The sequence below is a fragment of the Streptomyces inhibens genome, from assembly GCF_003389455.1.
Classification (GTDB): Bacteria; Actinomycetota; Actinomycetes; order Streptomycetales; family Streptomycetaceae; genus Streptomyces; species Streptomyces inhibens.
This window is the reverse complement of the sequence record NZ_QUAC01000076.1, coordinates 1-9,524: the sequence shown is the minus strand read 5'-3', so window position 1 is coordinate 9,524 and position 9,524 is coordinate 1. Positions and strand designations below refer to the sequence as shown.

General features: G+C 73.3%; 13 protein-coding genes and 1 pseudogene. 3 read left to right on the top strand and 11 right to left on the bottom strand.

Going from position 1 to position 9,524, the window contains the following annotated elements; translation table 11 throughout:
- Positions 1 to 611 (top strand): SDR family oxidoreductase (locus DY245_RS10730; protein ID WP_128506007.1); only part of this gene is annotated, 611 nt, incomplete at its 5' end.
- A gap of 41 nt (positions 612 to 652) precedes the next feature.
- On the opposite strand, the gene amaP is transcribed toward DY245_RS10730, so the two are convergent.
- The 5 genes from amaP to DY245_RS10705 are packed head-to-tail and all read right to left on the bottom strand — an operon-like array spanning position 653 to position 3,016.
- Positions 653 to 1,258, bottom strand: a complete 606-nt coding sequence (gene amaP / locus DY245_RS10725) for an alkaline shock response membrane anchor protein AmaP (RefSeq protein ID WP_128506005.1) — start codon at positions 1,256 to 1,258, stop codon at positions 653 to 655.
- Between the two features lie 7 nt (positions 1,259 to 1,265).
- On the bottom strand, positions 1,266 to 1,925 hold the full coding sequence (locus DY245_RS10720; RefSeq protein ID WP_128506003.1) for a DUF6286 domain-containing protein: 660 nt from the start codon (positions 1,923 to 1,925) through the stop codon (positions 1,266 to 1,268).
- Entirely contained in the window at positions 1,922 to 2,314 is a 393-nt protein-coding gene (locus tag DY245_RS10715) for a hypothetical protein (protein WP_128506001.1), read from the bottom strand. The genes DY245_RS10720 and DY245_RS10715 overlap by 4 nt, the downstream gene beginning before the upstream one ends.
- A 6-nt stretch (positions 2,315 to 2,320) precedes the next feature.
- Positions 2,321 to 2,518, bottom strand: coding sequence for a hypothetical protein (locus DY245_RS10710; protein WP_128505999.1), 198 nt, complete (start codon positions 2,516 to 2,518; stop codon positions 2,321 to 2,323).
- Positions 2,519 to 2,554: 36 nt separating this feature from the next.
- Positions 2,555 to 3,016 carry an Asp23/Gls24 family envelope stress response protein gene (locus tag DY245_RS10705; RefSeq protein ID WP_128505997.1) on the bottom strand — a complete coding sequence of 154 codons (462 nt, stop codon included), beginning with the start codon at positions 3,014 to 3,016 and terminating at the stop codon, positions 2,555 to 2,557.
- A 222-nt stretch (positions 3,017 to 3,238) separates the two neighbouring features.
- Between DY245_RS10705 and DY245_RS10700 the strand changes: the two genes are divergently transcribed.
- The gene (locus DY245_RS10700) at positions 3,239 to 3,979 is read left to right on the top strand and encodes a hypothetical protein (RefSeq protein WP_181923610.1); all 741 of its coding nucleotides are present in this window, start codon (positions 3,239 to 3,241) and stop codon (positions 3,977 to 3,979) included.
- A 70-nt stretch (positions 3,980 to 4,049) separates the two neighbouring features.
- On the opposite strand, the gene DY245_RS10695 is transcribed toward DY245_RS10700, so the two are convergent.
- The 5 genes and pseudogenes from DY245_RS10695 to DY245_RS10680 all read right to left on the bottom strand — a co-directional run bounded on the left by DY245_RS10695 (position 4,050) and on the right by DY245_RS10680 (position 7,500).
- Positions 4,050 to 4,829 carry an enoyl-CoA hydratase/isomerase family protein gene (locus DY245_RS10695; RefSeq protein WP_128505994.1) on the bottom strand — a complete coding sequence of 260 codons (780 nt, stop codon included), beginning with the start codon at positions 4,827 to 4,829 and terminating at the stop codon, positions 4,050 to 4,052.
- 114 nt (positions 4,830 to 4,943) lie between these two features.
- Entirely contained in the window at positions 4,944 to 5,165 is a 222-nt protein-coding gene (locus tag DY245_RS10690; protein WP_006606369.1) for a helix-turn-helix domain-containing protein, read from the bottom strand.
- Between the two features lie 364 nt (positions 5,166 to 5,529).
- Positions 5,530 to 5,978 (bottom strand): annotated as a pseudogene (locus tag DY245_RS46130) (ATP-binding cassette domain-containing protein); the annotation flags it as partial.
- A gap of 1 nt (position 5,979) precedes the next feature.
- Positions 5,980 to 7,180: ABC-F family ATP-binding cassette domain-containing protein (locus DY245_RS10685; RefSeq protein ID WP_244942972.1), on the bottom strand; the 1,201-nt coding region annotated here is incomplete at its 3' end.
- 101 nt (positions 7,181 to 7,281) lie between these two features.
- Positions 7,282 to 7,500 (bottom strand): hypothetical protein, encoded by a 219-nt coding sequence (locus tag DY245_RS10680; protein WP_128505991.1) that lies wholly within the window; start codon positions 7,498 to 7,500, stop codon positions 7,282 to 7,284.
- 260 nt (positions 7,501 to 7,760) lie between these two features.
- On the opposite strand from DY245_RS10680, the gene DY245_RS10675 reads away from it, so the two are divergent.
- Positions 7,761 to 8,162 (top strand): VOC family protein, encoded by a 402-nt coding sequence (locus tag DY245_RS10675; protein ID WP_128505989.1) that lies wholly within the window; start codon positions 7,761 to 7,763, stop codon positions 8,160 to 8,162.
- Positions 8,163 to 8,193: 31 nt separating this feature from the next.
- Here DY245_RS10675 and DY245_RS10670 read toward each other — a convergent pair.
- Positions 8,194 to 9,524 (bottom strand): hypothetical protein (locus DY245_RS10670; protein WP_244942971.1); only part of this gene is annotated, 1,331 nt, incomplete at its 5' end.

Below are 9,524 nucleotides of genomic sequence, written 5' to 3'. Positions count from 1 at the left end.
CCTCGCTCGGCGCGCGCGCCCACGGGGTGGCGGCCGACAACGCGGACGCGGATGCCGCCGACCGCCTGGTGGCCGCGGCCAGCGAGCGCTTCGGCCGCCTGGACGGCGTACTGATCAGCGTGGGCGGCCCGGCGCCCGGCACCGCAGCCGACAACACCGACGAACAGTGGCGGTCGGCCTTCGAGTCGGTCTTCCTCGGCGCGGTACGGCTGGCCCGCGCGGCCGCCGCCGAGCTGACGGAGGGCGGCGTGATCGGCTTTGTGCTGTCCGGCTCGGTGTACGAACCGATCGGCGGTCTGACCATCTCCAACGGGCTGCGCCCCGGTCTCGCCGGCTTCGCCAAGTCGCTCGCCAACGAGCTGGGCCCGCGCGGCATCCGCGTCGTCGGCGTACTGCCCGGACGGATCGCCACCGACCGGATGACCCAGCTCGACGCGCTCTCCGGCGACCCGGAGGGCACCCGTGCCCGCAACTCCGCCTCGATCCCGCTGGGCCGTTACGGCAAGCCGGAGGAGTTCGGCCGGGCCGCGGCGTTCCTGCTGTCGCCGGCCGCCTCGTATGTCACCGGTGTGATGGTGCCGGTGGACGGCGGGGCCCTGCACGGCTTCTGACGGGGTCTGTGCCGGGGCCGGCCTGATCGGCCGGAGGGGCCCTAACTGACCCGCTCGGGGCGGTGCTTGACCGCGCGCAGCCGGACGTCCGCCGGCAGCCGGTCGAGCCCCGCCGAGCGGCGGGCGTGCGCCACGGCTTCGTCCGACAGGCGCCGCACGACGGTCCCGGGGTCGGCGTGCGGGGCGAGGGCCAGCACGGCCCGCACCCGGGGCTCGGTGCGGCGGCCGGTCAGCAGCACGCCGGCCCGGTCGACACCCTCCAGCGACTCCGTTTCGGCCTCGACGACGCCCTCCAGGGCCCGGCCGCGCAGCAGGGCGCCCTCGCCGTCGCCGCTGTCGACGAGGATCTCGTTCAGCCGGTGCCGCCGCAGCTGGGCCAGCAGCCACCACACCATCAGCAGGACGAAGACGGCCAGGGCCGTGATGACGGCCGGCCACCACCAGCCCTCGTCCGTCCAGCGGGTGCGGGTGTGCGCGGAGAGCAGCACATCGTCGGGGCGGGACCAGGGCCAGCCGCCGGGCAGGCCGAGGTGCCATTTCGCGGGCAGGTCGAAACCGCCGAGCAGCACCAGGCCGCCGGCGCCGAGCAACAGCACACCGGTCAGACCGAGCAGGACCCGGTTGGTCGTTCTGCGACCCCTGCGCATCGCGCGCTCACCTCCTCTTCGGGCGCCGGACGTCCACGGTCAGCCCCAGCCGGTGCGCCAGACCCAGCTGCCGCAGACCCTCGCCGAGCGCCGTGTCGAGGTCGCCGCGGACCGCGTCCAGCTCGCGGAAGTGGGAGACCGCATGTGCTTTGGCCTTGCGGCGGGTGACGATCATCCGTACGGACTGGACTCCGGCGACCTCCATGGCGCGGTCCCGCAGCACCAGCGCGGCGGCCGAACGGTCGAGCCCGGCCCGGATGCCGGGGGCTGCGGGCCGCATCGGCAGCACCTGGCGCAGGCCGGGGGTGACGGCCAGCACGATCAGCCAGATGCCCAGCACCACCGCGACCGCCGCGGCGGCCAGCACCCAGGAGGTGTCGAGGTGACGGGTGGCCAGTTCGCCGGCGAGCCGCCGGCGCCAGGCCATCGCGGGCCGCTCGGCGCGCACCGAGGCCACGTCGTAGAGCAGCAGCCCGGCGGCGGCCAGCACCACCAGCGCGACCAGGGCGGCCGGCACCCGGCGGGCCGACCAGAAGCGCCCGGTCCGGCCGTCGTCCGCGGTGCTCGTCTGGGCGGCGCCCGATGTGGACTGCGTCGGCCCGTCCGACGGTTTGTCGAGCGTGGGAAGCCGCCGGGTGTCCGGCTGCTCCGCGTCGTGGTCGCTCATCGCACCCTCCCCCGGTCCGTGTGCTCCAGCAGCGGTGAGTGCAGACGCTCGACCTCCACCGCGACCTCGGGCACGTCCATGTTCGCCAACGCCTTTACCCGCTCGGTGACGTGATGACGCACCACGCGGCACTGCGCGCCGATGTCGGAGGGGTAGCCGAGCTCCACGGCGATCCGCAGCCGGGCCTCGCCGAAGTTCTCGCGGTCCTCGCGCCGGTGAACGGTCACCGTCGCATGCGCGTCCGTATGGGCGCGCGGGGACTCACCGCGCAGCGCCTCCCGGGCCGCCCGCGCGGCGATCTTCGCCACCACCCGGTCCGCGATCCTGGTCGCGCCCCGCTCACCTGCCGGTACGTCAGCGGCAGCGGCGACCGGGGACACCGTCGTCACCCGGCCTCACCGCCGCCGGTAGTCGCGGTCGCTGGTGCGCGGACGGAAGAAATCGCCGGCCTCCAGGTCCCCGTCCAGGAACCTTCCGGCCACGAACCCGATGGCGCCCAGCGCCGCCACCAGGACGAAGGCGCCGAAGCCGCCGAAGTATCCGGCGAAGCCCAGCGCCATTCCGGCCAAGAGGCCGACCACAGCCATGCTCATCGTGCGCTCCTTCGCTGCCACTCCGGACGGGCCCGGCTATTGGAGCCGCAGCTCCGCTTCCTCTTCTTCGTCTGCCTCGTCGGGCAGCTTGACATCACCGACCGCGATATTGACCTCGACGACCTCCAGGCCCGTCATCCGCTCCACGGCAGAGATGACGTTCTCCCGGACCGCGCGCGCGACATCGGCGATGGCAACGCCGTAGTCGACCACGATCTCCAGGTCCAGCGCGGTCTGCACCTCACCGACCTCGGCCTTCACGCCGCGGGTGGCGGTCGCGGACCTGCCGCCGCCGGGCACCCGGTCCCGTACGGCGCCGAGCGTGCGGGCGAAGCCGCTGCCCATGGCGTGCACGCCGACGACATCCCGGGCCGCGAGACCGGCGATCTTCTCCACGACTCCGTCGGCGATGGTGGTACGCCCCCGCGAAGCGGGGTCGCCACCGCCCCGCCTGACCGGGGTCCTCGGTCCCTCTGCCTGCTGCTGGCTCTCGCTCATCGCCGTTCGTCCCTTTCCGCGGGGAGAAGCGGTCCGCCCGCTCCGTTCCTCACAGTAGGTGCGCATCCCCGGAGCCGCCTGGGGGGTGCGGCAGCGGAGTGGCCCGTACGCCGCCGTTCGGCGCACCGCCCTGCCGTACGGGCCGGTCTGCGGCAGGCTGGGGACGTGTCCGGGGAACGGCCTCGGAGATGGACCGGGACCGGCCGGGAAAGGGGTGACGCGGTGGCCGCGAACCAGATGGCGCGGGCCGTGCGGCAGCAGCTCGCGATCGGCCGGGTGCTGCCGCTCGGCGGGCCCGCGGACGGGTCGTGGATCACCGAGCACGCGGCCGCCGGGGCGCTGCGGAGGGCCTCCGGTGTGCCGGCCGGTGTACGTATCGGCACGCTGCGGCTGTCGCTCGCCGATCCGGGCCGCGCCCCGGAGCCGGCGGTGCCGGCGCCGCCGAGCGCGCTGCCGCCCGGTCCGCTGCGGATCGAGGCGGACTTCGCCGCGGTCGCCGACCGGCCGCTGCCCACCGTCGCCGATCAGGTGCGCACAGCGCTGCTGGAGGCGTCGGTCCGGGAGTTGGGGCTGGTGGTGGCTGTGGTGGATCTGCGGGTCAGCGGTCTGCTGGAGGCGGGTGAGACCGGGCCGGCCGAGGGGGCATCATCTCCGCGCGCTGCCCGTACCGAAGGCCCGCCTGCCGCCTCGGCAACGGGCGACCGGACCGGCGCGGCGCAGGACGGCCGGGCGCAGATCGCCGCCGTCACGCTGGGCGTGCCGGGTGTGGCCCGTCTGGCGCCGGTGCTCGGCGGCCTGTCCCGCCCGGTGCGGCTCTCCGACGGGCATGCGCTGATCCAGCTGGCGACCGCGTCCGGCCATCGCGCACTGGATGTCGCGGCCGCCGTACGGCGGGCGGTGACCGCCGCGCCGCCCGCGCCGTCGACGGTCGCCGTGCTGGTCACGGCCGTGGAACAGGGCTGACGGGCGCGGCCGGCCGGGCACCGCAGGCGGGCAGCCGGCCGGGCACGTCCGTAGTTGCCGGGGTGCGGTGCTACTCCCCCACACCCGCGAGGTCGCGCAGCCGGCGCGCCTGGGCGGCGCGTTCGGCGATGCGCTGCTCCTCGTACGTACGGCCCGCGGCGCCGGCCAGCAGGGCCTTGGTCTCGATGACGGCGTCACGCGGCGGGGCGGTGAGCGCGGCCGCCAAATCGGCGACGGCGGCGTCGAGTTCGTCCCCGGGCACCACAAGATTGGCGAGGCCGATCCGCTCGGCCTCCTCGGCGTGCACAAAGCGCCCGGTGGCGCAGATCTCCAGCGCCCGGGCGTAACCCACCAGCCCGACCAGGGGGTGAGTGCCGGTCAGATCCGGTACGAGTCCCAGGCTGGTCTCCCGCATGGCGAACTGCACGTCCTGTGCCACCACCCGCAGATCGCAGGCGAGGGCGAGCTGGAAGCCCGCACCGATGGCGTGCCCCTGCACGGCGGCGATGGACACCAGGTCGTTGCGCCGCCACCAGGTGAACGCTTCCTGGTACTCGGCGATCGTGGCGTCCAGTTCACCGTCCGAACCGCGCGCCAGATCGAGGAACGACGGCTCGCCGTCGAAGCCTTCGGGCGTGAACGCCTGCCGGTCGAGGCCCGCGGAGAAGGACCTGCCCTCACCGCGCAGCACCGCGATCCGGATGTTTCCCGGCAGCAGCGAACCCGCCTCGGCCAACGCCCGCCACATGGCCGGCGACTGCGCATTGCGCTTGGCCTCGTTGGCGAGGGTCACCGTGGCGATCGCGCCGTCCACGGTGAGCCGCACACCGTCCTTGTCGAGCAGAGTCATCAGCGCCTCCGAGTCAGCCAGCCGCACCTGCGTGCGTAAGTGACTGAACGGTAACCTCCCGGTCGACTGCTCGGTCGACCGGGGGGACACCGTCTGCGCCCGGAGTCGCGGCCGTCAGGCCGAGGCGGCCTTCTTGCCCCTGGTGGCTCCGCCGCGACCGCGCAGGACCACACCGGATTCGCTGAGCATCCGGTGCACGAATCCATAGGAGCGGCCGGTTTCCTCGGCCAGCGCCCGGATGCTCGCTCCGGAGTCGTACTTCTTCTTCAGGTCTGCCGCGAGCTTCTCGCGCGCGGCGCCGGTTACCCGGCTGCCCTTCTTCAGAGTCTCGGCCACCCGTGCCTCCTCGTGGGAAGTGCGCTCTGGACTCTCATGATCACCCCTCCCCGGCTTCCTGGCCACCCATTCCGCAAGGTCAGTACGACATCGTTTGCCGGTGGACGCCCGGTCACGCCGGCCGGAATTCCCCATTCCGCCCGTCCGGCGAGCCGCCGGAACGCGGTCGGCCGTGAGAAGTAGCAGGTCAGGTGGTGTGCGGCCGAAAAGATGACGGCCGGGCCCCTGGGGCCCGGCCGCACGTCGCAGGCTCGCCGGTGTACGAGCCGTTCTCACTCAGATGATGGATCACACATCGGCCGAATGATCCATACGGCATGATCCATACGCCGTGATCCGTTCCGCGTGATCCGTTCGGCCCGGGTCAGGCCAGCGCCACCAGGTCCGCGTAATCCTGGCCCCACAGGTCCTCGACACCGTCGGGCAGCAGAATGATCCGCTCCGGCTGGAGCGCGTCCACCGCGCCCTCGTCGTGCGTCACCAGGACCACCGCGCCCGTGAAGGTGTGCAGCGCGCCGAGGATCTCCTCACGGCTGGCCGGGTCGAGGTTGTTGGTGGGCTCGTCGAGCAGCAGGACGTTGGCGGAGGAGACGACCAGCGTCGCCAGGGCGAGCCGGGTCTTCTCGCCGCCGGAGAGCACCCCGGCGGGCTTGTCGACGTCGTCCCCGGAGAAGAGGAAGGAACCCAGCGTCTTACGGATGGCGACCAGGTCCATGTCCGGGGCGGCCGAGCGCATGTTCTCCAGGACCGTACGGTCCGGGTCCAGCGTCTCGTGCTCCTGGGCGTAGTAGCCGAGCTTGAGGCCGTGCCCGGNCCAGCGTCTCGTGCTCCTGGGCGTAGTAGCCGAGCTTGAGGCCGTGCCCGGGGCGGACCGCGCCGGTGTCCGGCGTCTCGACGCCCGCCAGCAGCCGCAGCAGGGTGGTCTTGCCGGCGCCGTTGAGGCCGAGGATGACGACCCGGGAGCCCTTGTCGATGGCCAGATCGACGTCGGTGAAGATCTCCAGGGAACCGTAGGACTTGGACAGGCCCTCGGCGGTGAGCGGGGTCTTGCCGCACGGCGCCGGGTCCGGGAAGCGCAGCTTGGCGACCTTGTCGGAGACGCGCACCGCGTCCAGGCCGGCGAGCAGCTTGTCGGCGCGCTTGGCCATGTTCTGCGCGGCGACGGTCTTGGTGGCCTTGGCCCGCATCTTGTCGGCCTGGGTGTTGAGCGCCGCGGCCTTCTTCTCGGCGTTCGCCCGCTCGCGCTTGCGGCGCTTCTCGTCGGCCTCGCGCTGCTGCTGGTAGAGCTTCCAGCCCATGTTGTAGACGTCGATCTGCGAACGGTTGGCGTCCAGGTAGAACACCTTGTTCACGACGGTCTCGACCAGGTCGACGTCGTGCGAGATGACGATGAAGCCGCCGCGGTAGGTCTTGAGGTAGTCGCGCAGCCAGACGATGGAGTCGGCGTCGAGGTGGTTGGTCGGCTCGTCGAGCAGCAGGGTGTCGGAGTCCGAGAAGAGGATCCGGGCCAGCTCGACGCGGCGGCGCTGACCACCGGAGAGGGTGTGCAGCGGCTGGCCGAGGATGCGGTCGGGCAGTCCGAGGCTGGCGGCGATGGTCGCGGCCTCCGCCTCGGCGGCGTAACCGCCCTTCGTCAGGAACTCGGTCTCCAGGCGCTCGTACTTCTTCATCGCCTTTTCGCGGGTGGCGCCCTTGCCGTTGGCCATCCGGTCCTCGTTCTCGCGCATCTTGCGCAGCACGCTGTCCAGATCGCGGGCGGACAGGATGCGGTCACGGGCCAGGACGTCCAGGTCGCCGGTGCGCGGGTCCTGCGGCAGATAGCCGACCTGGCCGGAGCGGGCGACCGTGCCGGAGGCGGGGATGCCCTCACCGGCCAGCACCTTGGTGAGGGTGGTCTTGCCGGCGCCGTTGCGGCCGACGAGGCCGATGCGGTCGCCCTTGGCGATACGGAAGGAGGCGGACTCGATGAGGATGCGGGCGCCGGCACGCAGCTCAAGGCCGGAGGCGGTGATCACGGAAAAAGCTCCAGGGCAGGAAGACGGCGGGTTGGACGGACGGTCCGAAAGCGGTCTACGCCGTCTAATGAACCCAAAGGAGAACTGCCATAGCAGGCAGTCTAACGGCCCTGTGCAAGTAGTTTTTCCGGGCGGTCGGCGAAGGCGCTGCCCGGCGGGGCGTCGGGCGCGAGGGTGAGGCGGTCGCCGTGCGGGGCGGGCCGGACTTCGCGGGCGACGGTGGCCAGCGGCAGGGCGAGGAGGGCGGCGGCGAGAGGGATCGCCACGGGGCCGAGGCCGCGCCTGGTGCGCCGGCCGGCCGGGACAGGCGGTCTGGACACCCGGGCCCCCTGGTCAGGAGATCTGCCGATCGAGCGATGAGCGTAGCGGCGGGCGGGGCCGTCCGCGGGGCGCCCGGTGGCGACACGGCGGGCACGTCCCCCGTTCGGCCGTCGCGGACCGGGGTGTGGGGGGAGGCCGCGATGGGCGGGTGCTGACGTCCACGGGCGTTGTCAGACCCCGGTGCCACACTGTGCTCCATGAATGTGATCCATGACACAGAGGTGCCGGCCCGACTCGTTCGAAAGGTTCGGTGATCTTCATGGCAGGCACGCCGACGATGTATCCGACGGTGCTCTACCACGACGCACAGGCCGCGATCAGACAGCTGACGGAGGCCTTCGGCTTCACCGTCGGCGCGAAGTACGAGGGCGAGGACGGCATGGTGCTGCATGCCGAACTCTCCTACGGCAACGGCGCGGTCATGCTCGGTTCGAAGGGCCGTGGCGGCATCTTCGACGAGGCGATGGGCGATGCCGGGCCGATGGGGGTCTATGTCGTCGTCGAGGACACCGACGCGCATTTCCGGCGGGCCGAGGCGGCCGGGGTGGAGATTCTGATGCCGCCCACGGACCAGGACCACGGCTCGCGGGACTACATGGCGCGGGACGGCGAGGGCAACGTCTGGAGCTTCGGGACGTATGCCCCGGGGACCGCGGGCTGATCCGATGCGCCCGCCGCCCCCGCAGCCCCGCTCAGACGCCGCCCGTGTGGACCTGGAACGCCGCGCGGCGTACGGCCTTGGCGAGCGCCGGGTCGGGATGGGCCGCGGCCAGCGCCACCAGCACCTGGACGGTGCGGGGGTGCCCGACGGCGCGCACCTCCTCCAGGAGGCGCGGCACCGAACCCTGGACCGCCGAGTCGAGGTGGCGCACCAGCAGTTGGGTCTCGCCGTGGTCGGCGACGGCCGCCGCGGTGTCCACCCACAGCCAGGTCGACTCCTCGCGGGTGAGCACATCGGGCGCGGTCTCCGGGTCGCCACCCTCGTGCTCGACCAGCCACAGCAGGGCGTACGGCCGCAGGCCCGGTTCGTCGGCGGCGGCGCGTACGGCGGGCTCGGCCGGGGCGCCGACCGCGCGCAGCGCCTCGAAGGCCAGACCGCGCAGCAGCGCGTCCTCGCCGCGGGCCACGGTCAGCAGCTCCTCGACGGCGGCGCCGACGGAGCGGGCGGCGAGCCAGGCGCGGTATTCGGCGCGGGCCGGGCCCGGGGTCAGCCGGGCGCAGCCGCGCAGCATCGCCTCCGCGGACTGTTCGATATTGCCGGCCGGGCTCTGCGCGGCGACGCAGATCTGCTCCAGCTTGACCCACACCGACCAGTTGCCGAGCGGCGTCAGCTGTGCCTCGGACGCATCGTCCGCGCTGTCGTACGCCCCGTCGTAGGCGCCGTCCTGCGCACCGCCCGGCGGCACCAGCGCGCCGACGGTCAGCAGGGCGTCCAGCGCCCAGCCCAGGAGCTCGGCCAGCGACGCCCCCGCGGCGTCACCGGCCGTCCCGGCCTCAACGGCGTCGTCGTCGGCGCCGCCGGGGGCCGGGTCCTGCCCGTAGGGGACCTCGCAGCGTTCGGTGCGCAGTTCGGTGACGCGCTGGTCGAGCATGTCGAGCAGCACCGGCAGCCGTACGGGCCCGGCCGACAGATGCAGCAGGGACAGCAACTGCGGCAGCGCCTCGACGACTTCGGCGACGATGGTGGGGCCGGCGCCGGCCGGTGTGGGGCGGGCCAGCGACCAGGCGTCGAAGAGCGCGACCCAGCCGCGCAGCACGGCGGTGTCGTCGCGGTCCCAGGCGCGCAGCCGCCAGCCGGGGCGGGCGAGGCCGTCGTGGAGTTCGACGAGTCCGGCGAGCCGGGCCCGGTCCCAGTCGATACGGACCTGCTGCGGCGTCAGGTGCAGGGCTTCGGCGGCGCGTTCCACGGCGGCCTTCGGCAGCGCTCCGTCCGGGCCGGCCCGCAGGCTGCCTCCGGTGCCGCCGGCGGCACCGACGCTGTCGGCCCAGCGGGCGAGCCGGGCCGCGCCGGCCAGCACGGCGC

Excerpts from the sequence above, each read along its gene's own strand:
- amaP (WP_128506005.1), bottom strand. The coding sequence starts at position 1,258 with ATGCGCAGGGGTCGCAGAACGACCAACCGGGTCCTGCTCGGTCTGACC.
- DY245_RS10720 (WP_128506003.1), bottom strand. The coding sequence starts at position 1,925 with ATGAGCGACCACGACGCGGAGCAGCCGGACACCCGGCGGCTTCCCACG.
- DY245_RS10710 (WP_128505999.1), bottom strand. The coding sequence starts at position 2,518 with ATGAGCATGGCTGTGGTCGGCCTCTTGGCCGGAATGGCGCTGGGCTTC.
- DY245_RS10705 (WP_128505997.1), bottom strand. The coding sequence starts at position 3,016 with ATGAGCGAGAGCCAGCAGCAGGCAGAGGGACCGAGGACCCCGGTCAGG.
- DY245_RS10695 (WP_128505994.1), bottom strand. The coding sequence starts at position 4,829 with ATGACTCTGCTCGACAAGGACGGTGTGCGGCTCACCGTGGACGGCGCG.
- DY245_RS10675 (WP_128505989.1), top strand. The coding sequence starts at position 7,761 with ATGGCAGGCACGCCGACGATGTATCCGACGGTGCTCTACCACGACGCA.